Here is a 26,907-nt window from a genome sequence, read left to right on the forward strand (position 1 = left end):
CACAATGCAGTGGTTAAGAGCGTTTACTAAGCCTATTCACTTAGTTTTGCTCAGCCATATAATCCGTAAAGAAACTGGGTACAAACCTGACAATGACGCTGGTACCTGCGGGTACATTATTAGAGATAATCAAATCACCGCCTAATTTATAGGCACGCTCTTTCATAATCATTAGACCATGATGCTGGGTCTGATTGACAGTCCCTGATATGCCGATGCCGTCATCATTGACCATCATCGCTACATAATTACTTTCATCATCATAAACCAAATCGATAGTGACGCTGTTAGCGTGGGCATGGCGACTGATATTCGACAACGCCTCCCTTATAATTTGAATGAGATGCACTTGTTCCGTTGCCGTTAGATTCAAGGATAGGATTTGATTGTTGACCTTTATGTCAAACTGCCCTTTTACAGCAAACTCATCAGCCGCCTCATATAAAGCTTCATCAAAAGTGCCGCTATCAATCGTCAAGCGAAAAGTCGTCAATAAGTCTCGCAGCTCATGATAAGCAGAGTTCAGACCCATTTTTATTTGACTGATATGCTGCCCAACCTTGATTTGACTTTGCTCATCAAATACCACCAGCCCACTGTCTTTATCAGCAGACAGTTGCAAATGTTTTTCGAGCACGCTGACTTGTATTTTTAGATAAGACAATGACTGTGCTAAAGAATCATGCAACTCCCTAGCAATGGTCGAGCGCTCTTCAAGTAGAATAAGCTGATGGTCTTGCTGCCTTTGTCTGCGTAGCGATAAGGCGGTGCTGACGAGATTGGTCAGCACAACAATCAACTCATTGTTTTTAGCAATTAAATAACTACTATCCACCTCTACTACTTTGATGCGTGTTGAATCTTCCTCGCTTTTTTTCTCATCTTCTGCATAAGCTTTATTGGTCATTAAGACAGATTTCGGTCTTACCTTTAGCTCACCAAACTCTATATCTTGATGAATAATCGGAAACGTTTTGGTATAAACGTCTTCTTTAATAGAGCAGCTTTCACAAGTGAGTTTGGTACATAGCTCCTTCATCCTATCATCGTGTAGGGCTATAGAGTTTTTATTGGTGAGAATATTGCTTTGGATACACAGCGTAAAATCTAAATATGGGAATATACACCCAAAGCCAGTAATCAATTCATCAAGCCGATGTAAGCTCACAGGACTACTGGTCAATTGCTTTGAGAAATCATAAAACAATGATAAGGCTTGGTTGGCTTTTACCAGATGCTGGGTCTTTGTCTGTACCTCACTCTCAAGTGAGCGCTGATACCTCTCAATGGTACTGGCCATACCGTTAAAAGAATTGCCAAGTGCTTCAAATTCTCTATAACCGCTGATAGACACTCTCGTATCATATTTGCCTTCTTTAAACGCCCGATTGGCTTTAATGAGTTGTTGAATAGGCGTTAGCACTGAGTTCTGTAATCTCCGTACGCCTATCAGCATAATAATCATGCTCAGTATCAGTGAGAGTATTTGTAGATTTTGCTGCCATGTCTGACGCTGCTCATTTCTATCCTGTAACGCGCCAACAAAACGATTAACATCGTCAATATACTTGGTTGAATCACTATAAAAGCCTTGCTTGTCTTGTGCCAACAATGCTGGTTTTAAATCACGAAACCATTGTGATTTTATCTGGCTCCATTGCTCACTGATCGCCTTATCTCTGTTGGCACTGGTCAGTTGATACGCTTGTAATTTGTTGAGACGACTCTCCATGTCTTCAACCAGTATGTCTATTTTTTCAGACTCACTTTTATTAGAGAAATCCAGTCTGTCTTGCTTTTCTACCTGCGGCGCATTGTCACTATCTAAGCCATCTTGTTTGATATTTAGGCTTGAGCTAAAGGGATGGTTATCCGCAAAGTCAGTCGCTAGCTGAAAGCTAATACGATACGTTGCCATGCGTATCGAGCCTGCGGTATTAATCGCCTCAGCATCAGACTTTGCGACCCAAGCGAGCGCACCGCTGCCTATCGCTGACATCAAAAACAAAGTAGCGATGATCGTAATAGCAATCCAAGTATGAAGGAACAAAGACTGCCGTCGTAGATTAGACATGATTAATAGCGCTCCCATCAAACATTTGCCGCACAAAAGATTTGAGATCTTAAAATTGAACGTCGCAAAAGCAAAAAACACACAGCATAAAAAATACTACAGCACACTTATCAGTCCATCGACAAGCAAAACTTTATTGATAAACCTGCCCGCAATATACCCCTTTTAGTCATCAGTATACCACTATGTATGAATACTACTCACCGTGATAACACAGTACCGTGAGTTATCATTTTTTGATAGAGCAAGTGATTCATAGCGCTCATAAGCCATTATGGCGGCTCTTTGTTATCAACAATAACAAGAGTAAGCGCTACGGTTTACTGTAAGTTTAGACAGCCATTTGATGATAAAAAATACTGAACATAACTAGGCATAGCTGATACTAAGTGAGGAATAACATGGGCAATAATTACAACTTTAAAGGTGGTAAGCTCATCACTGACTGGCGACCTGAAGTAGAAGAATTTTGGGAAGGAGGCGGCAAAAAGGTTGCGCGTAGAAATTTATGGATATCCATTCCATCGTTGCTATTGGCGTTTGCAGTATGGATGGTATGGAGTGCCGTCATCGTCCGTCTGCCAGAGATTGGTTTTGATTTTGATGATGGGCAGTTGTTTTGGCTCGCCGCGCTGCCCGGACTATCAGGGGCAACGCTGCGAATTTTTTATTCTTTTATGGTGCCTATCTTTGGTGGGCGACGTTGGACAGCAATATCTACCTTATCCCTGTTAATTCCAGCATTATGGATGGGCTTTGCGGTTCAGAACCCTGATACGCCATTTATGATATTTGCCATCATTGCCCTACTTTGTGGCTTCGGTGGTGGTAACTTTGCCTCCTCCATGTCCAACATCTCGTTCTTCTTTCCAAAAGCAGAACAGGGCACTGCTCTTGGGCTAAACGCGGGTTTGGGTAACCTTGGCGTGTCGGTGATGCAGTTCGTTGTACCGATGATTATATTGGTAGCAGCCTTTGGTAGCTTAGGCGGCGACCCACAAGTCTCTGCAAGCGGTCAGCTGTTCTATCTACAAAATGCAGGCTTTATTTGGGTACCCTTTATTCTGCTATTTTCAGCACTGGCATGGTTTGGCATGAACGATATTGCCACTGCTAAAGCTTCCTTTAAAGACCAATCCGTTATCTTTAAACGCAAACATAACTGGATCATGTGTATCCTATATATGGCAACCTTTGGCTCGTTCATTGGTTTTTCAGCCGCGTTTCCGATGCTAATTAAAAACTCATTTCCCGCCATTGATGCGCTTAAATTTGCCTTCTTGGGTCCTTTAGTTGGTGCGCTATTTCGCCCCTTAGGTGGCTGGATATCTGATAAAACCAGTGGCGCAAAAGTGACTTTTTGGAACTATATCGTGATGGTATTGGCGGTAGTGGCGGTGATGTATTTCCTCCCTAGCGAGACTCATGAGGGCAGCTTTGTCGGATACTTTATCTCCTTTATGGTGCTGTTTATTACCACGGGTATCGGTAACGGCTCTACCTTTACCATGATTCCCGTTATCTTCAGAACCTTTCATGAACGCCTTGAACCTCAAAAAGCAGGTACAGAGGACTTGTTTGTCGAGATACGTAAAGAATCAGCAGCAGTGGTTGGCTTTACCTCAGCGATAGCGGCCTATGGCGCATTCTTTGTCCCAAAAATGTTTGGTTCAGGGCTGGGTGTTGATGGTACTTTTATCGCTTTAATTGTCTTTTATGTTCTCTGTATTGTGTTGACATGGTGGTATTACAGTCGCCCTAATGCTGAGATTCCTTGCTAAAGCAGCCTTGTATAAATCATCCTCTAAAAACAGATTTTTAAATTAAAAACATCTCTCTTTATAGTGCTACTTGCCAGCGTAAGTAGCACTTTTTTTATTTTCACCAATCCATATTTTGCTTATAAATAAGCCCAACTCATAAATACTTAACGATTTTTTAAGCTAATTTTATCATTTACCGCTACTACTAAGGTGGTAGTGCTCTGCTCATGTTAGCGGATAGCAAGAGGGCGATGGCTTACTTAAAATAATACCATCGAAAAACATTTACAGCTTGGGCAAAGGGTTGTTTTTACCACGCCATTCAGCTTTAGATACCCCATAGGCAATAATACAGAGGATAGCGAAATGAGCCATTTACTCGACCAATTCCGTTTTTTTAAACGTAAAAAGGGCGAATTCTCCGATGGGCATGGTGAGACGCGCGATGAGTCTCGTGACTGGGAAAATGTGTATCGTAGCCGTTGGCAGTATGACAAAGTCGTGCGGTCAACGCATGGGGTCAACTGTACCGGCTCTTGCTCATGGAAAATTTATGTAAAAAACGGCTTGGTCACGTGGGAGACGCAGCAAACTGACTATCCTGAAACCCGTCCAGACTTACCAAACCACGAACCGCGTGGCTGTCCTCGTGGCGCAAGTTATAGCTGGTACATGTATTCAGCGAACCGTGTGAAATACCCTAAAGTACGTAAGCCGCTTCTAAAATTATGGCGTGAAGCCAAAGCGCAGTATCCTGATCCTGTCGATGCTTGGGGCAGCATTGTCCAAGACCCTATCAAAGCAGAACAGTATAAATCCAAGCGCGGTTTGGGCGGTTTTATTCGCTCAACGTGGGCAGAAGTTAATGAAATCATCGCCGCTAGTAACGTCTATACTGCCAAAACCTTTGGTCCTGACCGTATCGTTGGCTTCTCTCCGATTCCTGCGATGTCGATGGTCAGTTACGCCGCCGGTAGTCGTTATTTATCGTTGATTGGTGGTGTCTGCTTATCTTTCTATGATTGGTATTGTGACCTGCCGCCAGCCTCGCCAATGGTTTGGGGCGAGCAAACCGACGTGCCAGAATCAGCCGATTGGTATAACTCTGACTATATTATTGCGTGGGGCTCAAACGTTCCGCAAACGCGTACACCTGACGCGCATTTTTTTACCGAAGTGCGTTATAAAGGCACCAAAACCGTCTCTATCACCCCTGACTATGCGGAAGTATCGAAATTAACTGATTTATGGTTAAACCCAAAACAAGGTACTGATGCGGCAGTCGCGCAAGCATTTTGTCATGTGATTATCAAAGAGTTTTATCTTAAGCAGCCTAGTGACTATTTCTTAGATTACGCCAAGCGCTATACCGACTTACCTGTGCTCGTCATGCTAGAAGGTGAAGAAGGCGCGCGCCATGCGGGTCGCTATCTGCGTGCTTCTGACTTAATCGATAATTTAGGTCAAGAAAACAATCCTGAATGGAAAACCATCGGTCTAAACAGTGATGGCGAGCTGGTTTCTCCACTTGGCTCAATCGGCTACCGTTGGGGCGAAAAAGGCAAATGGAATCTTGAACAAAAAAACGGCACCACAGGCGCAGATATTGACCTAACGCTGACTTTAAAAGACAGCAATGAAACCTGCAAAGTCGGCTTTGATTACTTTGGTCATGTGGATCATCCGCATTTCACCTCAGTACCAGGCGAAGCGATACAGCAAAAAACCGTCCCCTGTAAAACCATTACTTTGGCCGATGGCAGCACCGCTATCGTGGCGACCGTCTTTGATTTAACCGTTGCCAACCTTGGGGTTGATAATGGTGTCGGCGGCGAGCACGTCACCGACGATTATAACGATGCAACCGTACCGGGCACACCTGCTTGGCAAGAAGTCATCACCGGTCTGAGCCGTGAGCGCGTCATCCAAGTCGCGCGTGAATTCGCTGAAAACGCCCATAAAACTCATGGTAAATCGATGATTATCATCGGCGCGGGTATGAACCACTGGTATCACCTCGATATGAATTATCGCGGCGTGATTAACATGCTCATGCTATGCGGCTGTATCGGTAAATCTGGCGGCGGCTGGGCGCATTATGTTGGGCAAGAAAAACTACGCCCTCAAACCGGCTGGTTGCCATTGGCATTTGCGCTTGATTGGCATCGTCCGCCGCGTCATATGAATGGCACGAGCTTCTTTTACAATCACAGCTCACAGTGGCGTCATGAGACCATCTCTGCCCATGAAATCCTCTCGCCTCTCGTTGATAAAAAGTTTTTCCCTGAGCATATGCTTGATTACAACATCCAAGCAGAACGCGCAGGCTGGTTGCCTTCAGCACCACAACTCAATCGTAACCCACTGACCATCGCCGCCAAAGCCGCCGATTGCGGCAAAGATGTGGAAGAGTATGTGGTCGATTCTCTACAAGACGGCAGCTTACGCTTTGCTTGTGAATCCCCTGATAATCCTGACAACTTCCCGCGCAATATGTTTATCTGGCGCTCAAACTTATTGGGCTCATCAGGTAAAGGCCATGAATATATGCTGCATTATTTCTTGGGCACCAAAAACGGCTTGCTCAATAAGGAAAATGCAGAGGGTCACCTGCAACCAAAAGAAGTTGATTGGGTAGAAAAAGGCCCTACTGGCAAATTAGATTTGGTTGTCACCCTAGACTTCCGTATGTCATCTACCTGTTTGTATTCTGACATCGTACTACCAACAGCAACGTGGTACGAAAAAGATGACATGAATACCTCCGACATGCACCCCTTTATCCACCCATTAACTGCGGCAACCGACCCTGCGTGGGAATCTAAAACCGATTGGGAAATTTATAAAGGCATTGCCAAGAGCTTCTCTGAAGTATCAAAAGGTCACTTAGGCGTTGAGACTGACGTCGTTACTTTGCCGATGCAACATGACACGCCGGGTGAATTGGCCCAGCCATTTGGTGGCACTGACTGGAAAACGGCTGGCGAAAAACCTGTACCGGGTAAAAACTGCCCGATGATTAAAGTGGTTGAGCGTGATTATCCAAACACTTACAAGAAGTTTACTTCTATGGGCCCTGCCCTAGAAAAATTAGGCAATGGCTCCAAAGGTCTGAATTGGGATATGAAAACCGAGGTCAAACAGCTTGGCGATTTAAATCACCGTGTGACTGAAACGGGTATCTCTGAAGGCAGACCGCGTCTTAATACGGCGATTAACGCTTCTGAGATGATTTTGATGCTCGCGCCTGAAACCAATGGTCATGTGGCGGTAAAAGGCTGGGCTGCACTCTCTGAGTTCACCGGTCGCGACCATACTCACCTTGCTAAATCTAGCGAACATGAAAAAATCCGCTTTAAAGATATCGTCGCCCAACCACGCAAAATCATCTCAAGCCCAACGTGGTCAGGTATTGAATCAGATGAAGTCAGTTATAACGCCGGTTATACCAACGTCCATGAGCTGATTCCTTGGCGCACGATTACTGGTCGCCAGCAGTTTTATCAAGACCATCCTTGGATGCAGGCGTTTGGCGAGCAAATGCAGCAGTATCGTCCACCGATTGATACCAAGACCACTGAGCTGCTCAAAGACGCTAAGCCAAATGGTAATAAAGAGATTGTCCTGAACTTCTTAACACCACACCAAAAATGGGGCATCCACAGTACCTACTCTGAAAACTTGCTCATGCTAACCCTAAGCCGTGGCGGCCCTTGTGTTTGGATGTCGGAAGTCGATGCTCAAAAAGCTGGCATCGTCGATAACGATTGGATTGAGCTGTTCAATGCCAATGGTGCTATCACCGCTCGTGCCATCGTCAGCCAGCGGGTCAAAGAAGGCATGACCATGATGTATCACGCCCAAGAAAAACTGGTCAATATTCCCGGTTCTGAGCAAACAGGCACGCGCGGCGGTATTCATAACTCGGTCACTCGGACGATTTTGAAGCCGACCCACATGATTGGTAGCTATGCCCAGCAGTCTTATGGCTTTAACTATTATGGCACTGTTGGCTGTAACCGTGACGAGTTTGTCGTGATTCGTAAGATGTCAAAAATCGATTGGCTCGAGGACAAACCCGATAACGAATTACCACGCCCATTACCAACCACCATTGAGGATTAAAGCGTTTTCTTCTATTGAAAATCCGTCGTTTTAAAAGACATATTTTTAAAACGACATCTTTTGAAACGACATCAATGAAGAATAAAGGCTGCTTTTTCTACTAATATTTGGAGCACAGATCCATGAAAATTCGTTCGCAAGTCGGCATGGTGCTTAACCTTGATAAATGTATCGGTTGTCACACCTGCTCAGTCACCTGTAAAAACGTCTGGACCAGCCGTGAAGGTATGGAATATGCGTGGTTTAACAACGTTGAGTCAAAACCCGGTATCGGCTATCCCAAAGAGTGGGAAAACCAAACCAAATGGAAAGGCGGCTGGATACGTAATGCCAACGGCACCATCAATCCGCGCATCGGTGGTAAATTTCGAGTATTGGCCAATATCTTTGCCAACCCTGATTTGCCAGAGATTGATGATTATTACGAACCGTTTGATTTTGATTATCAGCATCTACATACCGCCCCTATCAGCAACCATCAGCCTATTGCTCGCCCGCGCTCAGCCATCACCGGCAAACGTATGCAAAAGATTGAATGGGGTCCTAACTGGGAAGAAATCTTAGGTTCAGAGTTTGAAAAACGTCGTAAAGATAAAAACTTCGACAACATTCAAGCGGAGATTTATGGCGAATACGAAAACACCTTTATGATGTATTTGCCGCGTCTTTGCGAGCATTGCTTGAACCCTACGTGCGTCGCATCATGCCCAAGTGGCGCGATTTATAAGCGTGAAGAAGATGGCATCGTCTTGATTGACCAAGAAAAATGTCGCGGTTGGCGCATGTGTATCTCAGGCTGCCCTTATAAGAAAATTTATTACAACTGGAAATCGGGTAAATCTGAAAAATGTATTTTCTGTTATCCGCGTATTGAAGCAGGCTTGCCAACGGTTTGTTCAGAGACTTGTGTTGGTCGTATCCGCTACTTGGGCGTACTGCTTTATGATGCTGACAAAATCGCTGAAGCAGCAAGCACCCCTAACGAGCAAGACCTTTATCAAGCGCAGTTGGATGTATTTTTAGATCCAAATGACCCTGCTGTTATAGCCCAAGCATTAAAAGACGGTGTACCGCAATCGGTCATTGATTCAGCCCAGCGCTCACCAGTTTATAAGCTAGCGATGGATTGGAAGCTTGCGCTACCGCTACACCCTGAATACCGCACGCTACCGATGGTTTGGTATGTACCGCCATTATCACCGATTCAAAATGCTGCTGAAGCAGGCAAAGTCGGTATGGATGGTCTCATTCCAGATGTCGACAGTTTACGTATTCCACTGCGCTATTTAGCAAACATGCTTACCGCAGGCGATGAAGAGCCAGTACGTTTGGCATTGAAGCGCCTACTTGCTATGCGTAGCTACAAGCGTATGCAATTGGTTGAAAAACAAGAAGTCCAAAGTATCTTGGATGATGTGGGTTTGACCAAGCTGCAAGTGGAAGAGATGTATCGCTATCTCGCTATTGCTAACTACGAAGATCGCTTTGTGATTCCAACGGCGCATCGTGAAGAAGCATTGAGTGATGCATTCGCTGAGCGTAATGGTTGCGGATTCACCTTTGGCGAAGGCTGTTCAGGACATTCGGACAATAGCATGTTTGGACAACGCAAAACCAATCGCCGCGATTTCATCGATACTGTCCAAAAGTGGGAGTCATAAGATGCAAACTACTCAACTTAATAACAGCACTTCAGTGCATGAGCCAATTACCCAACCAACCATCGGCAACTCGAATTTGAAGCTACTCAAGGTACTCAGTCTACTTATCGACTATCCAAGTAATGAGCTGTTTCTCGGTGATACGCTTGCCGATTGCACAGAGATTGTCGCTAAATCAACACTGATTAGCCCAGAAGTACGGACACAAATCATCGATTTGATTGAAGATTTAATCGATACCGGCTCTCTTGAGGCGCAAGCGCGTTATGACGGTCTGTTTGAGCGCGGTCGTTCTTTATCATTGTGGTTGTTTGAGCACGTACATGGCGAGTCGCGCGACCGTGGTCAAGCGATGGTCGATTTGATGGGTCAATATCAAGAAGCGGGCTTTGAGATTAGCGTCAAAGAGCTGCCTGATTATCTGCCTTTATATCTCGAATTTTTAGCGTATCAAGCAACCATTATTGAAGACGACATTCAAATTCGTATGGATATCGCTGATGTGAGCCATATCCTCGCTTTGCTTGCCGCCAGATTAGAGGGTCGCGGTAGCTTGTATAAAGGCTGCTTCAATGCGCTATTGCAAATCGCTGGTAAACCGCTCGATATCGTTGAAGAGTATCAAGAAAAAATCAGCAAAGAGAAGCGTGATGACAGCTTTGAAGCATTAGATAAAGAATGGGAAGAAGAAGTGGTGACGTTTTTGGATGCGCAACAAGAAGAGCGCTGCCCGTCACAAACAAGTACCCAAAACCTTGCAGCAAAAGCTGGTATAAAAAATGCCTCTGCTGCTAATGCGGTCGATGCCCCAGTGCACTGGGTAGATTTTAAAACCAACCAGCCGGTTAAATCATAATAAGGAGAAAGGACATGAATATCGCAGATCCTAGTGTGCAGTCTTTAGCCAACCTAAACTGGCTACAAATTTTCCTTTTTGGCGTTTATCCGTATGTGGCATTGACCATCGCTATTATTGGTACTTGGGTACGTTTTGATTTATCTCAGTATTCATGGAAGACAGGCTCGACGCAGATGCTCAGAAGCAAAAACATGCGCCTTGCCAGCAACTTATTCCACGTTGGCATTATCGTGGTGCTCCTCGGTCATTTATTTGGAATGTTGACGCCGCATTTTCTCTATGACAGATTTATCAGCGCCGGACATAAGCAGATTTTAGCAGTGGTCGTTGGGGGTATCGCAGGCGTGTTTTGTTGGTTTGGCTTAGTCATGCTCATGTGGCGACGCTTTACCGATGACCGTATCTCAAACACCTCATCGTTCTCAGACAAGCTAGTACTGGTGCTGTTATTTATCCAGCTGAACTTGGGTCTGCTGTCCATCTTTACGTCAGTGAAGCATTTAGATGGCTACACCATGATGAATTTGGCAGGCTGGGCACAGGACATCACAATTTTAAGACCTTTGCAGGCAGCGGCGCGCATTGAGCAAACTGACTTAATTTATCAGCTGCATATGGCGCTAGGCATCACCCTGATTGCGATATTTCCGTTTACACGGCTTATTCATATCATCAGCGCGCCAATTTGGTATTTCGGCCGTCGCTATCAAATTGTCAGACAAAAGAACTCTCAGTAAGGCTGTAGAGCAGTATCTAAATGGAATGGCATTTTTAACCCTACCCTCACCTAGATACTGCTCTTTACCCTACCTTTAACGATGAATCAACACGCCCTATATTTTAGAATTTCTATTACCAGAATCCTTAGTGGAGCAAAGCCATGACTGTCAGTACCTACAATCCAGCCGACCATGCGACCAACCAAAACGCTCATGTGCACAGTGGTAAACATCACAGCCATGATAATGACAATCACAGTCACAGTCATGCCGATCACACTCCTACTGGTCGCGGTGATGATATTCTTAGAGTAATGCCAACCTTGTCTGATTTGCAAAAACCGCATTCTGACCAAGAGTTCATCGAAAAAGCAATGGCAGAAGAGCGCAGTAACCATAAAAACCTGATTGCCTCTAGCCGTGATGAGCTGCCTTCAGTGACGGTCAATGGGGTGATGATAGATAGAACCAATATCGCCCAAGAGCTGCAATATCATCCAGCAGAAAACAAAGAAGACGCCGTCTTTTTAGCGACGCAAGCACTGGTTGTGCGCGAATTACTGAGATTGGCGGTTTTAGATGAGCCAAGCCTTGGTGAAGCAGCATGGGAAAACGACGAAGAGCAAGCTATCTCTACTTTAATAGACAAAAACGTTCAAGCAACGATGCCAGATATGGCAACCTGTGAGCGCTATTATAAGCAGAATATGACTGACTTTAAAACTGATCCCATCATGACTGTACGCCATATTTTATTGGCATGCCCGCCTGAAGATGGCGATGAACGCTTAAAACTTAAAAAGACCGCGTATGAGTTTATCGAACAAATCAAAAATAACGCCAATCCTGATGCAGAATTTATCCAGTTAGCACGCCAGCATTCTGCTTGCCCTTCAAAAGAGCAAGGTGGCGAACTGGGTGTGATTAGCAAAGGTCAAACCGTACCAGAATTTGAAGGTGTATTGTTTAAGCTCGATAAAGGACTTGCGCCAAGCCCTATTGAAAGCCGTTACGGTTTTCATATCGTTGAGGTGCTCAATAAAGAACCTGGGATACAGATGACTTATGAGCAAGTCAGCCCTGCGATCCATAATAAACTGAGCCAACAAGCCTTTCACCAATCATTATGCGATTACTTGTTTACCTTAGCGCATGAAGCTGATATCCAAGGTATCGAGATGACGCTTGAGCAAGAGAATATATTCCGTGGCTAAGCAGTCCGCTGTCGGTCACTTAATTCTTATGTTATAAAGTAGCTGCTATGGTATAAAGGTTCTTGTGATACAACACCCTTTTTATGCTATGTGTCGTTCAATATCAATAACACAGTTCAATATTAATAAAATGAGTAGACGTTTATGATTACGGTTGCAGGACTTATCTCTGAAATACAGCAGCGCATAGAAACTTATAATACTAACGACTATCCGCTATATAAAAGAGTGGTCGCAAGCTACGACTTATTAGACAGCCGTCATCATATATTGGCAGAAGATATCGTCTCGCCTTTTGCTATACCAAGACAAAATCTATCGGCGATGGATGGTTATGCGATCGCTAAAGACAGCGTGCTTGCAGCAGACAGCACGATTGATATCGTGGGTGAATCACAAGCGGGCAGTCCTTATAGTGGCGACATTTCAGCAGGACAAGGGGTGCGTATTTTTACCGGTGCGGTCGTTCCTGACAGCTGTGATACGGTCATTATGCAAGAAAATACCAACTTTACCGCCATAAAAGATAGCATTGATAAATCACACCCTTATGCTATTACTCTCAGTCAAGACGCTAAGCCTGATGATAATATCCGTAAACAAGGCGAAGAAATTGAAGTTGGCGAAGCGGTTTTATTAAAAGGTAAACGCCTAAATCCTGCTGATATTAGCTTATTGGCGAATTTGGGCTTTGGTCAAGTGACGGTCTATCAGCCTTTAACCGTTGGTGTACTCGCAACCGGTGATGAGCTAGTGGCCATTGGCAATGAGCTGACGAGTTTGGCGCAAATCTATAACTCGAACACGCCTACCCTAAAAAGCTTACTCGCTGATTTACCCATTACTATTCGTGATTATGGCATCATTGCTGATGATTTAGACAAAACCACCACCGCCGTAACCCAAGCCATGCAAGAGTGCGACGTCCTTATCTCTACGGCTGGCGTATCGGTTGGCGACTATGACTTTTTAACCACGGTTATTGAGCAGCTTGGGCAGATTAACCACTATAAAGTTGCGATGAAACCCGGTAAGCCATTTGTCTTTGGCGAGCTAACTAAAGATCTTGCCAAGCCCGTGCTATATTTTGGCTTACCCGGCAATCCGCTATCGACCATCGTTGGTAGCCTACAATTTGTGATCCCAGCCTTGTGGCAAATGGCAGGCGCTGCGCCACAAGAGCGACCCATGCAGTTAAGTCTCACTGCAACGCTTAAAAATGATGTCAAAAAATCAACAGGACGGATGGATTTTCAAAGAGGTATATTGTCCCAAAACGAACTTGGCGATTTCCAAGTTGAAAGCTTTACCAAGCAACAATCGCACCGTATCAAACAACTAAGCCACGCCAATTGCTTTATTGTACTAGCACAAGATTCTGGCAATGTACCCGCTGGTGAAACCGTAAAAGTGCAACCTTTCCCTTGGTTGCATCGCTGAATAATAGCTAAAAAACAGCTAAATAATTGAATCATTAATAACAGTATAGCTAAAAAGCTGCATGGCTAATCAAGGGTGTAAAGAGTTACACAGTTAATAACTCTTTATACTGTTGATTAGCCATGAATCATGAGAAACTGCTTGTGGCGTATGTTGATTTTAAGAATCACAACCAAGTAGCATCTACTACTTTAGTGGTAGTTTTTGGGTCACTTACGGTGAATGGTTATTTGCGTGTAAACTGTCATAATCATAACTAAATAGAACTTCCCACTCACAACCTGAGGCAACGCCTAAAAGTACACACTATACTTAATATTAATGGTAATCATCTATGAACCATCTTGCCCCTACCCTAGGTAATGCGCAATTGTATTCGCCTGCCGCTGCACCCGTTATTTTTGATGGTGACTCATCATCGAACGTTGCGACGAGAGCTGCTAGCACGTCGACGTATTTTCCGGTCACGCTCTCTCAACCATTAACCGATGGTTTCGCACGACGTCTCACCTATTTGCGTCTATCGATTACTGATTTCTGTAATTTTCGCTGTGAATATTGCCTGCCAGATGGCTATCAAGGCAAACCACCACAAAACGAGCTTAGCGTTACTGAAATTGCCACGTTAATCCGCGGATTTGCGGAAGTTGGTACTAAAAAAGTCAGGATTACAGGCGGCGAACCTTCTATACGTCGTGACGTGGTAGACATTATCAGAACCATCAAAAACACCAAAGGCATTGAAACCGTTGCCATGACCAGTAATGGTTATAAGCTTGGTAAGCACTTAGCTAGCTGGCAAGCCGCTGGGCTGAATCAGCTGAATATCAGTATGGACAGCTTTGATGCCGCGACTTTTCATAAGATGACTGGCTTTGATATGTTGCCGCAGCTCTTAGCTGATATGGATACCTTACTGGCAACCACAGATATTAAGCTAAAGATTAACAGTATTTTAATGGCAGAAACTGCCTTTGAAAATCTGATGAATGCCATCGACTATGTTAAAAACAGAGCGGTCACTTATCGCTTTATTGAATTTATGCAGACCAGTGATAATAGCGATTTATTTTTTGCGCAGCATGCACAGTCCGATATTATTACCAATTACTTATTAAAAAATGGCTGGCAAACTCATATACGTGGCAGCAACGATGGACCAGCGATAGAATACAGCCATCCAGATTATAAAGGTCGTATCGGTATGATTGCCCCTTACGCTGCCCATTTTTGTGATAGCTGCAATCGCTTACGGGTTAGCAGTCAAGGCAAAGTACATTTATGCCTATTTGACCAAGGTAATTACGATATTCGTCAGCATCTGGAACAAGACGATGTGGCAGGGCTTGTTAATACCCTCCATAGCTTTATGCCAATCAAACCTGAACATCATCATCTTCATGAATCCAATAGCGGCATGATGAATAACTTGTCGATGATTGGTGGTTAGAATCAAAAATATACCAATAATTAAATTTCTCATTTTTTATAACAAGCCTATTTATTAAGGATTATTCATGAGTAAGCTGCAAGCCCCTTTTACCCCGCTTAATATCGCCATCTTGACGGTTTCTGACAGCCGTACTCTTGCAGAAGACACCTCAGGGCAGTATTTGGTCGACCAAGTGTCCGCAGCAGGGCATCAGCTGGCAGATCGTCAACTGATAATTGATGACATTTATAAAATCAGAGCCGTCATCAGTAACTGGATTGCCGACCCAGATGTGCACGCTATTATCACCACGGGCGGTACTGGTTTTTATATCCGCGACAGTATGCCAGAAGCGGTTGGCGTATTATTTGATAAATCAGTCGATGGCTTTGGCGAAATGTTCCGCTTAATCTCAAAAGACGATATCGGCATGTCTACCATCCAATCTCGCGCCGTTGCTGGTATGGCAAACGGTACGGGCATTTTTTGCCTGCCCGGTTCGTCAGGTGCTTGCCGCACTGCGTGGGAAGGTATCTTACAAGAGCAGCTCGATAGCCGCACGCGCCCTTGTAACTTTGTGCCGCACTTTATGCGCACCAATCCAGGTCACGATTGATTGATGCTGGAAGTTGCAGACAGCTTAATCAAAGCTGATGAACTCAGCCGCTTAGCCGGTATCGTTATCTTAGCAGGCGGCGCCTCCAAACGTATGGGATCGCCAAAAGCTGAGCTTATCTTGCCAACAGGTGAGCGTTTGCTTGATTATCATGTCAGACAAGCGCTTGAATTAAGCGCTGCGATGATGAGCAATCTACCTATTATGATTGCTGATAACGGACGTGGTTTTAGCGTCAATGCAGATTTGTCTAAGAAAAAACTGCCGTCGCCAATTTTCCATATTACTGATTATCTTTCTACTAACACTCTTTCTAGTAAAAGTGTTTCTAAAAAAGATGATAAGCCGATTGAAACAGGTGGCGCGTTGGTAGCGATTGAAGCAGCGCTGCAATCATTAAAGAGTTTGGTAAGTTCAAACCAATTAACAAAAGACGCAAGCTGGCAGCAATCTTGGTTGATGGTTATCAGCTGTGACAGCTTAATTCCTGTCACCGATTTATGGCAAAAACTGCAACCTTATATGACGAAAAATCCTGATAAAACTGTTATTTGCCTGACCGATGACAGTCATTTATATCCATTGTTAGGTTTATATCGTTTAAGTATTGAGCCTGATTTAAAGGATTATATTGACGATGGACAGCGGCAAGTGATGAAGTTTATTAAACCGATTGTGCAGCCCGTCCCTTTTGCAAAAAACTGGCAGTATTTGACCAATTTCAATACGCCTAAAGATTTTGAGCATGCCTATTTAGCTTTAAACGACTTACAAACTAAACGACTTATAAAAAGGTTTATTGAGAGAAACTAGCTTTCAGAAAAACTGACCATTTAAGAGAAATAAAAATGAATAGCGACCAAGTGAACAACAATAATAAAAACAATCAATCTGGCTTATCCCATTTAGACAGCGACGGTGATATTACCATGGTCGATGTGAGTGGCAAAACGGCTAGCACCAGAGAAGCACATGCAAGCGGACAAGTGGTTTTTCCTGCAGACATTTATACGCAAATCAAAGCCGCTGACGGCATGACCAAAAAAGGTAGCATCACTCAGACTGCTCATATTGCCGGTATCATGGCAGCCAAACGCACCCACGACTTGATTCCACTTTGCCATCCTTTGCCCTTAGATAAAATTAGCTTAAGCTTTGCATACGATGATGACCAAAACAGTCTCACTGTGACTGCTACCGTCAAAGTTACTCATAAAACTGGGGTAGAAATGGAAGCATTAACCGCCGTCAGTGTCGCTTGCTTAACCATTTATGATATGACCAAAGCCATCTCGCATGACATTGTGATTGATAATATCCATCTCATGAAAAAAACCGGCGGTAAGTCCGACTATCAACATGCTTAAATTGGCTTTATGAATACCATCTACAAAAAGCTTAGTAATGAATAAATAATGGAGATTTCTATGAGCACTTTAGTAGAAAGCAATACAAATTCAGAGATAGATGCCTTGATGAATATTAACGTCTTATATTTTGCCAGCTTAGCCGATGAAGCCAATTGCCATGAAGAAAAAATCAAGGTGCCACAGTCGACTTCATTGACCGAATTGTACGAACAACTACGCCAAAAGCATCGCTTTAGTCGCCCGCAGTCAGAGCTGCGCGTGGCGGTAAATGACTATTTTGCCAAGTGGACCGATGAGATTTATGACGGCGATAGCGTGGTTTTTATCACCCCAGTGGCTGGTGGTTAAAACCATTTAAATATCATTTGTATCACTAAGAATCTTAAAAATAATACGAGAAAATGGTTATGACAGACAATGTACATGGGCAGTCGATGAGCATCAAGCGTAGCATCGATGAGGCGTATCTCATCGCTGAACGTGATGGTTTTGCACTTTTAGATACCGATATTGATGAAAGTCGGCTTAAAAGCATACTTGATAATGACAGCTGCGGCGCGTTTGTCTGCTTTGAAGGACGGGTACGCAATCACAATAATGCCAGTAGCGTCAATCGTTTGACCTATTATGGTTATGAAGACCTTGCCATCAATCAAGGTCGCGCCATTATTGAAGAAGCCAAAAAGCGCTTTGAGATTACCCATGCCATTGCCATCCATCGTATCGGTGCATTAGAGATTGGTGATGTCGCTATTTGGGTTGGCGTCGTCTCAGCGCATCGCTATCCTGCCTTTGATGCTTGTCGCTGGATATTGGATACTATTAAAGCCGACATTCCAGTTTGGAAGCAAGAATATTACCAAGATGATTCCTCTAAATGGCTTAGTAATAATGGGTAATAATGCGCTTCAAATGACTACTCAAAGCGATAGCTAACCTTTAGCAATAACAGTGAGCGACACTGGAGAGCAATAATAAGAAGGTTTTATAATAATGATTAAAATAATAACGATATCATCAGCTTGCTTAGCGTTAATGCTAACTGCTTGTAGCAAAGAGCAAACCACTCAGCCATTCCAATCAGATGTCGAAAACACCACTGAGCAAAGTCAAACACTGCGCATCGCAGCGGCTGCCAACTTATCAGATGTATTGCCTGAGATTATTGCGGGTTATAAAATGGATAAGAACTTGCCTGCACAAGCGATTGACGTGACGTATGCCTCTTCAGGTAAGTTATATGCGCAGATTACCTCTGGCGCACCTTACGATATATTTTTATCCGCCAATCAAGAATTCCCTGCCAAACTTGCCAAAGAAAAACTAGATAACGCAAAATCTGCTGACGAAGCAACCCACGAGCCCTTTACTTATACCCAAGGTCAGCTGGCACTTTATAGTGTTAACAAATCCCTTAAAGGACTCAATACTACTACTTTAAATGCATTATTGATGTCTGAATCTGATAGCAAAATCACCATTGCCAATCCAGAACTTGCCCCTTATGGCAAGTCGGCACAAGCCTATCTACAAACACAAAAAATCTTTGACACGCTCACTGAGCAAAGTCGCATTATTCAAGCTGAAAATATCGGGCAAGCGTTTCAATATGCGCACACTGGTAATGTCGATTATGGCTTTATCGCTCAATCACAACTGACAGCGATTAAAGCCACGCCTGAGCAGTTCTATACGTTAGCGCCAGACACTTATCCCCCTATTTTGCAAGACGGGTTGGTGATTAGTGAGACTACTGCCGCGACAGATTTTTCAAACTATCTGCGCTCGCCTGCTGGACAACAGTATTTTTCTGACGCAGGTTATCTCGCTATAGAGTAAGACAACTTTGATAAAAAACGTGCTCTAACGGTTCTCATCGGAGCGTTTGATACTGTCTGGACTGGCATCATAAATAGCCTCTAATTCTTCTGTTGTCAGATAGCGCTCAACGATAGGAAACAATTCTCGTTCTTCAAAACGAATATGATCATATAGCAAGGTGGCGAGTTTTTTGACTTGTCCAACGGTGACGTGATTGCTTTGAGAGTGCGGCAAACCTTGAACCTCTGCCATGAGTGCATGCAGGGACTTGTGCTGCGCATCAAGTGTATTTAGTACCGATGCCACCTCAGGTTTGGAGCTGCTATGAGGCTGTAGGGCATGAGCAATTAGATTGTCTTCAATCTGAAAATGCTGTTGCATCTCGTTAATATAAGACGTGATATTTAGCCAATGCTCGGCAATTGCGTTAGGTTCATCAGCACACTCTTTAGCATGGCGAGATAGATTTAGACCTAGATGATGTTGACGAGATAATGGTTGTAATTGTGCGGCGCGTTTCATGATTAAGTACCTCAGTTAATCGACATAAAGCCCTATGTCAGTGGCATTTAAGGATTGTTATCTATGCTTAACTATATACTCATACTACACTTGTTAGGCGCTACTGTCTGGACAGGTGGTCATCTGATTTTGACCTTGGTGGTCTTACCAAAAGCGCTATCATCCCGAAATATTGATGGTCTGATGCAGTTTGAGCAGCTGTTTGAGAGGGTTGGGATCCCAGCTTTGGTGCTGCAAATAATCACTGGACTTTGGATGGCCTACCAGCTATTACCCAACATTGCTGCATGGTTTAAACTTGATAATGATTTTAGTATTCTTATTAGTCTCAAATTACTATTATTGCTAATGACTGTTTTGGTTGCCCTGCACGCTCGTTTCTATCGAATACCCAGATTGTCTATTCAGACCCTGAAAGGATTTTCAATCAATATCATATTGGTCACTTTATTTTCTGTCGCCTTTGTTGTCGTTGGCACGCTCTTTCGCACAGGTTTAAATTAGGATGTGTCATCGTTTAGGTTGTGGATATGTCCTAATATCTCATTGAATTTAACTACCTTAACATCTTCTTAACAGCGTACTTGTTACTGTAAGGCATTACACTCCTTACCATCCTGTTGAGAAGTACTTGTATGTCAATATCTCAAGCCGCCAAAATCGATGCGCCCAAAGCTAATAAAAAAAGCCGCTCCCTGAGCAAGCTATATGATCGTGAGATCAATCTCAATCATCTGATCATAGCCGTTGCTCTGTACTTAGTAGCGACGGCGAATATTGGCTTTTTTGAGCAAGTACTCAGCGTTTATCCATTGAGCACAAACACGGGCTTTATTTTTTCCATCATAGGCTTATTATTTGGGCTGATGTGGTTGGTGTTGTCACTGCTGTGTTATCGCTCAACGGCAAAAGTAGTGCTCATCATAATGGTGCTGATTGCAGCCATCTGTGGTTACTTTACCGACGCCTACGGGACGATATTTAATCGTGATATGCTCATTAACGGCTTACAAACCGATCAAGCAGAAGCCATGGGATTAATGGCACCCAGTCTATTTATTCGCCTGTTTCTATTAGGTATAGTGCCTGCTTTCATGATTGGTAACATTCGTCTAAAGCGATTGTCTTGGCAACAAGCAACCCTTCAAAAATCAGTCACCCTATTATTACCTATCGTATTGGTAGCGGTGTGTCTGGTACCATTTGGTGACCAATACGCCAGCTTTTTTCGCCAGCACAAAATAGTCCGTAGTTATGTCAATCCTATTACCCCTGTTTACTCTGTTATCAAACTGGGTACTGATTATATCGCTGAGCGCCGTCGTCCCGATACGCTAATCCCTCATGCCACAGATGCAAAACGCAGCAACACTAGCAACAGCGCTGTAAAACCTAAGTTGATGGTATTTGTAGTAGGAGAAACCGTTCGAGCTGACCATATTGGCTTAAATGGTTACGAGCGCAACACCACGCCTTTGCTTTCAAAACAATCAGACATTTACAGCTTTAAAGACGCCTCGTCATGCGGCACATCCACCGCCTATTCAGTACCCTGCATGTTTAGCTACGCCAATAGAAAAAATTATGACCCTGATAGCGCTAACTACAATGAAAACGTGCTTGATACGCTACACAAGCAAGGCGTCAATGTCGTTTGGCGAGACAATAACTCTAGTGCCAAAGGGGTGGCTGACCGCGTAACTTTTGAGGATTATAAAACAGCCGCGCTCAATCCAGATTGTGATATTGAGTGTCGAGATATAGGCATGCTTGATGGTTTTGATAAACTGGTTAAGTCAGGCAGCTCACAGAAAGAGACACCTAAAAACACACTTATTTTGCTGCATCAAATGGGCAATCATGGACCCGCCTATTTTAAGCGCTACCCTAAAGATTTTGCAGAATATCAGCCCGTCTGTATGACCAATGAGCTATCAAAATGCGACAACCAATCAGTTATCAATGGTTATGACAATGCCATTCGTTATACAGATTATTTTTTAAATAGCGTGATCGACACATTAAAACCCTATGAGCAAGATTATGAGGTGGTGATGGTATATATTAGTGATCATGGAGAAAGTTTGGGCGAAAACAATATTTACTTGCATGGTCTGCCATACGCTATTGCGCCAAATGCACAAAAGCACGTGCCAGTGATTATTTGGTCACCGACTGGCAACGGCATTGCTAGCAGCACTATTGCTAACAGTAGCCTTGCTAACATGATTGATCAGCCCGTATCACATGATTTTATTACGCCAACCTTGCTTCAGTTTTTTGGTATCACCACTGACGAAACCAAAGCAGCACCCACCTTTTTTAAAGTGACTAATTGAATTCTTTATCATCGCTCCGCCTTTTTAGGTAATAATACTCATGCACAAGATACTCATCATTGAAGACAATCCCGATATCGTCGCCAATATTTATGCTTTTTTTGAGCCGAAAGGCTTTGAGCTAGACAATGCCCATAATGGCATTAGTGGCTTAACGCTCGCATCGAATAATCGATATGACGTCATCTTGTTAGATGTCATGCTGCCAGGTATGGATGGCACTAAACTGTGCAAAAAGCTCAGGGAAGAGCTGCATGACAAAACGCCAGTATTGATGCTGACCGCTCGCGATACGATTTTAGATAAAGTGGCAGGATTCGATAGTGGCGCTGACGATTATCTGGTTAAGCCTTTCTCATTGGTGGAATTAGAATCTCGTATTAAGGCTCTCATACGCCGACATAAAGATGATCATTTTGAGCATGGTTTAACCGTTGGCACGTTGTCTTTAAATCATAGTGAGCATACGATTACACGTGAAGGTAAGTCGCTAAAACTCACACCAACAGGCTTCAAAATACTGCATACCTTAATGAGCGCCGCGCCACGCGTAGTTAGCAAAACCGAGCTGGAAGAAAAGGTATGGGGCGAAGACATACCAAGCAGTGATGCACTGCGCACTCACATGCACGGGGTTCGTGCGCAGGTAGATAAGCCGTTCGATAAAATCATGATAGTCACGTTGCCCGGTGTCGGTTATCAGATTATTGATCCTGATAAAGCCTAAAAAATCATCGGCTGATGTCCTTATTTGACTTTCACTGTCTTTCATATTGTCTTTCACAACGAAGTAAATACCATGTTTAATATCGACTCCATTGCCAATAAGTTTCGACTCTCCTACTTGTTATTTGCCCTATTACTGTGTGCCACTTTCGTCAGTATTTTCATGTATGCCGAAGTCAGAATGGAGCAACAGCTGGTCAAAGCTCGCTTATTGCAACAGTTAGAGCTTAGCCAAGAAAAAGAAGGCGATCAGCCTATTTATAGCGCTGAACCGGGTATTAAAATTTATCGCTTCGATAACGCACCGAGCAATCTGCAAAAACTGACCACCCAAACCGTACAAGAAATGCCCGTCACTGTCACCACTAAAAATGGTCAATCGACAACAGAGTTACATTTTTTTAATTATAAAAAAGACAAAGAAAACTACATTTTAACCTACTTAGAAAACACTGAAATGGTGATGGGGAATTACCCTGTTTTGGCCATATTTGAGCATTTAGAAGACATATTTGCCAACGCCCTAAAAGTAGCAGTCATTTTGAGCTTATTGATTGCAGCGATATTTTCATCGCTGTCCTCCAAGCAAATCATTAAACCTTTATTAGACTTAAAGCAAGCCGTAGAAACAGATCATCGCAACTTGACGGAATTGACGCATCTGCCCTCCGAGGTTGGCGTGTTAGCACGCGCAATCGATGAAAAAAACCACAAACTTGAGCAGTACCTCAAACGCGAGCAGCTATTTACTGGTGATGTCAGTCACGAGCTGCGCACGCCTTTGACGATTATCATGGGGGCATCAGAAGTATTGTCCTCACAACTAGAAAACGACCCTCACTTGAGCGCATTTGCCACTCGTATCAGTACGACCGCCAAAGAAACCTCGGAGATTATCAGCGCCTTATTATTGCTGTCTCGTGCTCCTGAAAAACTGGATGCACCGCCAACGTCTATCAATGACATCGCGTTAAATGAAGTACAGCGCTTAAATTACTTGCTTCGCCATAAGTCAGTCACCTGTAAAGTAGTGGCAGAACAGCTGTATGTCGCACACGTACGACCTGAACTACTAAAAATGGCACTGGGTAATTTGATAAAAAATGCGTTTCAGTACACCGATGAGGGTGAGGTCATCATCACTATCGATGCTGAAAAAATCACCGTCACTGATACTGGTCTAGGTATTCCTGAGGTGATGATGCCGCTGCTATATGAGAGATTTGAGCGTCTAGAGCAGCAGTATAAAGACATCTCATTGGATACAGAATCGTCATCGGCAGCTGACGCCCATTATCCAGCAGAAGGCACAGGCTTGGGACTCAGTATCATACAGCGCATCATGACACATATGGGCTGGCAGCTTACCCATCAAGTCAACCCGTTAGGTGGCAGTACCTTTATCATCAATTATCATTAGAGAAGATCTCTATTTTAAAAAAGCTTAACGTTTTCTTAATGCCTGCCCGCTTATACTTAATATCTGCTGATTTATTTTGTCCATTTATTTTTTCCACGATTAAATAGTTAAATGATTGAATGATTGAATGATTGAATGATTGAATGATTGAATGATTGAATGATTGAATGATTGAATGATTGAATGATTGAAACTTATCGCATACCTTGATATTAATAGACTGTGAAGCATTTGACATGAATAAAGCAAATCCTATTAATCTTGAAGACCAGTCTGCCAGTCGTGGGGTTTTAAGCCCAATAACAGGCAAAAAACAACTGCTACCTCATAGCTATGCTAGTGACGCCAAGGGTAAAACAGGATTTTACCGTATTATAAAAGCCGTTGGTTACTCTCTAGATGGCTTTAAAGCAGCTTACAAATTTGAGGCGGCTTTTCGACAAGTATTTTGGCTTAATCTCATATTATTCATGGCTATTATATTGTGCCCTTTCACTATCAGCATCAAAATGCTGCTGGTCGTCGCTTCTTTCTTATCATTAATTGTCGAACTCATTAACACTGGAATCGAAGCCAGTGTCGATCACACATCGACCGCCAAGCATCCACTGGCAAAGATAGCCAAAGATGTTGGCTCTGCGGCGCAATTTCTGGCATTAATGCTGCTATTTATCTTGTGGATGATGGCATTATTGAGTGTTGTATTTTGAAAACATATTCAGCCAATGGAGTCTGGCTTAAACTCCTATGCTTGACCATCATAGCGACACTGTTGTTTGAGCACAGCCAATTAGACATTCATATTAGTGAGATTTTTTACACTAATGGACACTGGCTACTAGAAAAAGGCACACAACCTTTCGCCTTTATTTTTTATGACTTGCCTAAATTGCTACTCATCTTACTTGGCATTTATCTCATAACCATTCTAATTCTGAGACATAAACAGAATTCAGACATCAATCTGGTAATAAAAAATACTAAGTACGATAAATTGCTCACGCCTTTATCCACGCGTGAAATAAGTTATCTACTGCTTGTTTTAATTGCCGTTCCCAGTATGATTGCGCTACTCAAAGGTGTGACTCATGTCAGTTGCCCCAATCATTTAATACTGTTTGGTGGCGACTTGCCTTATCTAAATATTTGGCAAAATATAGTCGCTAACACGCCTGCCAAGTGCTTCCCAGCGGCTCATGCCAGTGCCGGATTTTCTCTATATGGCTTGGCATTTTTACCCACTCTACATCAGTATCGCTATAGAATATTTGAAATAGTCACGGTCGTAGGATGGACGATGGGACTGTATAAGATGCTGTTTGGTGATCATTTTTTTAGTCATACATTAGTATCGATGCTTCTATCATTGACCATAACCTGCGCGCTTGCAACGCTATTTTTTAAATACCCAGTAGCGAATAAAGCCAACAGTATCAATGCTAATGGCAAAAAACCTGATGCGGCAAGCTTTCAAAAATCGTCGAAAACCCAATCTTAACTGTTGAATAATAGCCAAATTAACAATGATACCCTTATGAAAATAAAGCTACTAAGCATTTGATAAATAATGTATAAATAGTTATTGCTGACTGACTTAACATTGAGTAACAGCATGGATTGCGCTCATCGACGACGTTCTTTATTTATCAATAGCCCGCAAAGGAATGTAGCTATGAGCATCCTATCTTTTGTTCTACAAAGATCACCTATCTACCCTTTACTGACACTGACATTATTAATAATAAGCGCTGCACATAGCAGCCATGCCGCCAGTTATACCATCAATCCTGCTGGCACCCATGTGCGCTTTGCCATTGAACGCTTCCAATCCCCTGCCACTGCGGGCGGCTTTTATAATGTCCAAGGTCAACTGCAATATGACTCAAGTTTAAAAACTGGCAATATCTCCTTGGTCATTCCGATCCGCTCTCTAAATACGGGGAATAAAGCATTTAACCAGACTTTGACAGGCCCTAGCTTCTTTGATATGCAGCGCTTTCCATTGGCACGTTTTGATTCTAACAAATGGTATTTTAGCCAAGACAAATCACGCCCAATGGTCACAAAAGTAGACGGTCATCTAACGCTGCATGGCGAAACCCACCCTATTAGCTTAACAGCGACTAAGTTTGACTGTTATCTACATCCCACGCTCAAAAAAGATATTTGTGGTGGGGATTTTACGGCGATGATTGATCGCACCAAATGGAATATCGATAAATATGCGTGGTTTGGCGTCACTAAAAACCTTCATTTAAACATTCAGGTCGAGGCAACCAAACAGTAGCAGTCCTTATCAGCATTAATTTTATGACATTAATTTTTATAGCACTGCTTTTTTAGGGCCTGTCCTCATTTTACAAATGGGCTAAAAATAGCTAAACAGGCTGAGGCGGTACGGAATACGTGCCAACTACGTGAGCCACCATGTCGCGAGAGCCTTCAGAATAAAGCGCAACCTCGCCAACGATTAGCGTGCGACCTACTTTTATCAACGTACACTCAGCGATAATACGTGCTTCTGCTGAGGGTTTGCGCAAAAAGTTAATGGTCAAACTCGTCGTCACCGTTAATGGCACAATACCTATTTTACCAAGTATCGCCACATAGAGAGCCACATCAGCGATGCTCATCAATACTGGTCCAGAGACCGTACCACCGGGACGCAATTCATTGATCCCAATATCGTGTGATAAGATCGAGCGATTGTCGCCGACTGCCTCGATGACACATTTGGTTTGTGGAAATTCCAACGCCATAAAGGCGACAATTTCTTCTTTGGTTGCAGACATATCTCTTCCTTGGA

The 26,907-nt window shown here is 43.4% G+C and carries 24 protein-coding genes; 21 read left to right on the forward strand and 3 right to left on the reverse strand.

Annotated elements, in window-relative coordinates; genetic code table 11:
- Positions 1-40: 40 nt before the first annotated feature.
- Positions 41-2,074, reverse strand: coding sequence for a histidine kinase (locus tag ACT3S4_RS01730; protein WP_444760287.1), 2,034 nt, complete (start codon positions 2,072-2,074; stop codon positions 41-43).
- A 401-nt stretch (positions 2,075-2,475) separates the two neighbouring features.
- On the opposite strand from ACT3S4_RS01730, the gene ACT3S4_RS01735 reads away from it, so the two are divergent.
- The 14 genes from ACT3S4_RS01735 (at position 2,476) to modA (ending at position 19,112) form a co-directional block, all read left to right on the forward strand.
- The gene (locus tag ACT3S4_RS01735; protein ID WP_055125085.1) at positions 2,476-3,855 is read left to right on the forward strand and encodes a NarK family nitrate/nitrite MFS transporter; all 1,380 of its coding nucleotides are present in this window, start codon (positions 2,476-2,478) and stop codon (positions 3,853-3,855) included.
- 348 nt (positions 3,856-4,203) lie between these two features.
- Entirely contained in the window at positions 4,204-7,962 is a 3,759-nt protein-coding gene (locus ACT3S4_RS01740; RefSeq protein WP_444760288.1) for a nitrate reductase subunit alpha, read from the forward strand.
- A 122-nt stretch (positions 7,963-8,084) separates the two neighbouring features.
- The gene (gene narH, locus ACT3S4_RS01745) at positions 8,085-9,623 is read left to right on the forward strand and encodes a nitrate reductase subunit beta (RefSeq protein ID WP_055125087.1); all 1,539 of its coding nucleotides are present in this window, start codon (positions 8,085-8,087) and stop codon (positions 9,621-9,623) included.
- Between the two features lies 1 nt (position 9,624).
- A complete protein-coding gene (gene narJ / locus ACT3S4_RS01750; RefSeq protein ID WP_444760289.1) occupies positions 9,625-10,479 on the forward strand; it encodes a nitrate reductase molybdenum cofactor assembly chaperone in 855 nt (284 codons plus the stop codon).
- Between the two features lie 14 nt (positions 10,480-10,493).
- A complete protein-coding gene (gene narI / locus ACT3S4_RS01755; protein WP_045447153.1) occupies positions 10,494-11,219 on the forward strand; it encodes a respiratory nitrate reductase subunit gamma in 726 nt (241 codons plus the stop codon).
- Between the two features lie 296 nt (positions 11,220-11,515).
- A complete protein-coding gene (locus tag ACT3S4_RS01760; RefSeq protein WP_372862747.1) occupies positions 11,516-12,415 on the forward strand; it encodes a peptidylprolyl isomerase in 900 nt (299 codons plus the stop codon).
- 144 nt (positions 12,416-12,559) lie between these two features.
- A complete protein-coding gene (locus ACT3S4_RS01765; protein ID WP_444760290.1) occupies positions 12,560-13,855 on the forward strand; it encodes a molybdopterin molybdotransferase MoeA in 1,296 nt (431 codons plus the stop codon).
- A gap of 334 nt (positions 13,856-14,189) precedes the next feature.
- Positions 14,190-15,305 (forward strand): GTP 3',8-cyclase MoaA, encoded by a 1,116-nt coding sequence (gene moaA / locus ACT3S4_RS01770; protein WP_444760291.1) that lies wholly within the window; start codon positions 14,190-14,192, stop codon positions 15,303-15,305.
- Between the two features lie 67 nt (positions 15,306-15,372).
- Positions 15,373-15,903, forward strand: coding sequence for a molybdenum cofactor biosynthesis protein B (gene moaB / locus ACT3S4_RS01775; protein ID WP_068404978.1), 531 nt, complete (start codon positions 15,373-15,375; stop codon positions 15,901-15,903).
- Between the two features lie 3 nt (positions 15,904-15,906).
- The gene (gene mobA / locus ACT3S4_RS01780) at positions 15,907-16,716 is read left to right on the forward strand and encodes a molybdenum cofactor guanylyltransferase (protein WP_444760292.1); all 810 of its coding nucleotides are present in this window, start codon (positions 15,907-15,909) and stop codon (positions 16,714-16,716) included.
- Between the two features lie 35 nt (positions 16,717-16,751).
- Entirely contained in the window at positions 16,752-17,270 is a 519-nt protein-coding gene (gene moaC / locus ACT3S4_RS01785) for a cyclic pyranopterin monophosphate synthase MoaC (protein ID WP_250162936.1), read from the forward strand.
- 60 nt (positions 17,271-17,330) lie between these two features.
- Positions 17,331-17,621 carry a MoaD/ThiS family protein gene (locus ACT3S4_RS01790; protein ID WP_055125092.1) on the forward strand — a complete coding sequence of 97 codons (291 nt, stop codon included), beginning with the start codon at positions 17,331-17,333 and terminating at the stop codon, positions 17,619-17,621.
- A gap of 59 nt (positions 17,622-17,680) precedes the next feature.
- Positions 17,681-18,172 (forward strand): molybdenum cofactor biosynthesis protein MoaE, encoded by a 492-nt coding sequence (locus ACT3S4_RS01795; protein WP_444760293.1) that lies wholly within the window; start codon positions 17,681-17,683, stop codon positions 18,170-18,172.
- Positions 18,173-18,266: 94 nt separating this feature from the next.
- The gene (modA, locus tag ACT3S4_RS01800; RefSeq protein WP_444760294.1) at positions 18,267-19,112 is read left to right on the forward strand and encodes a molybdate ABC transporter substrate-binding protein; all 846 of its coding nucleotides are present in this window, start codon (positions 18,267-18,269) and stop codon (positions 19,110-19,112) included.
- 24 nt (positions 19,113-19,136) lie between these two features.
- On the opposite strand, the gene ACT3S4_RS01805 is transcribed toward modA, so the two are convergent.
- The gene (locus ACT3S4_RS01805) at positions 19,137-19,616 is read right to left on the reverse strand and encodes a hemerythrin domain-containing protein (RefSeq protein ID WP_444760295.1); all 480 of its coding nucleotides are present in this window, start codon (positions 19,614-19,616) and stop codon (positions 19,137-19,139) included.
- Positions 19,617-19,679: 63 nt separating this feature from the next.
- On the opposite strand from ACT3S4_RS01805, the gene ACT3S4_RS01810 reads away from it, so the two are divergent.
- The 7 genes from ACT3S4_RS01810 to ACT3S4_RS01840 all read left to right on the forward strand — a co-directional run bounded on the left by ACT3S4_RS01810 (position 19,680) and on the right by ACT3S4_RS01840 (position 26,388).
- The gene (locus tag ACT3S4_RS01810) at positions 19,680-20,120 is read left to right on the forward strand and encodes a CopD family protein (RefSeq protein ID WP_444760296.1); all 441 of its coding nucleotides are present in this window, start codon (positions 19,680-19,682) and stop codon (positions 20,118-20,120) included.
- A 131-nt stretch (positions 20,121-20,251) separates the two neighbouring features.
- Positions 20,252-21,955, forward strand: a complete 1,704-nt coding sequence (locus tag ACT3S4_RS01815; RefSeq protein WP_444760297.1) for a phosphoethanolamine transferase — start codon at positions 20,252-20,254, stop codon at positions 21,953-21,955.
- Between the two features lie 40 nt (positions 21,956-21,995).
- Positions 21,996-22,682 carry a response regulator transcription factor gene (locus ACT3S4_RS01820; protein WP_250162941.1) on the forward strand — a complete coding sequence of 229 codons (687 nt, stop codon included), beginning with the start codon at positions 21,996-21,998 and terminating at the stop codon, positions 22,680-22,682.
- Positions 22,683-22,754: 72 nt separating this feature from the next.
- Positions 22,755-24,101 carry a sensor histidine kinase gene (locus tag ACT3S4_RS01825; protein ID WP_444760298.1) on the forward strand — a complete coding sequence of 449 codons (1,347 nt, stop codon included), beginning with the start codon at positions 22,755-22,757 and terminating at the stop codon, positions 24,099-24,101.
- Positions 24,102-24,337: 236 nt separating this feature from the next.
- On the forward strand, positions 24,338-24,811 hold the full coding sequence (locus ACT3S4_RS01830) for a diacylglycerol kinase (RefSeq protein WP_250162943.1): 474 nt from the start codon (positions 24,338-24,340) through the stop codon (positions 24,809-24,811).
- Positions 24,808-25,599, forward strand: a complete 792-nt coding sequence (locus tag ACT3S4_RS01835; RefSeq protein ID WP_444760299.1) for a PAP2 family lipid A phosphatase — start codon at positions 24,808-24,810, stop codon at positions 25,597-25,599. Before ACT3S4_RS01830 ends, ACT3S4_RS01835 begins: the two co-directional genes overlap by 4 nt.
- Positions 25,600-25,773: 174 nt before the next feature.
- Entirely contained in the window at positions 25,774-26,388 is a 615-nt protein-coding gene (locus ACT3S4_RS01840; RefSeq protein WP_444760300.1) for a YceI family protein, read from the forward strand.
- 91 nt (positions 26,389-26,479) lie between these two features.
- Here the strand turns inward: ACT3S4_RS01840 and ACT3S4_RS01845 are convergent, their stop codons facing one another.
- Positions 26,480-26,893: a PaaI family thioesterase gene (locus ACT3S4_RS01845; protein WP_444760301.1), complete on the reverse strand. Its 414-nt coding sequence runs from the start codon at positions 26,891-26,893 to the stop codon at positions 26,480-26,482.
- Positions 26,894-26,907 lie beyond the last annotated feature (14 nt).

The organism is Psychrobacter sp. AOP30-A2-5 (genome assembly GCF_052378115.1).
Lineage (GTDB): Bacteria > Pseudomonadota > Gammaproteobacteria > Pseudomonadales > Moraxellaceae > Psychrobacter.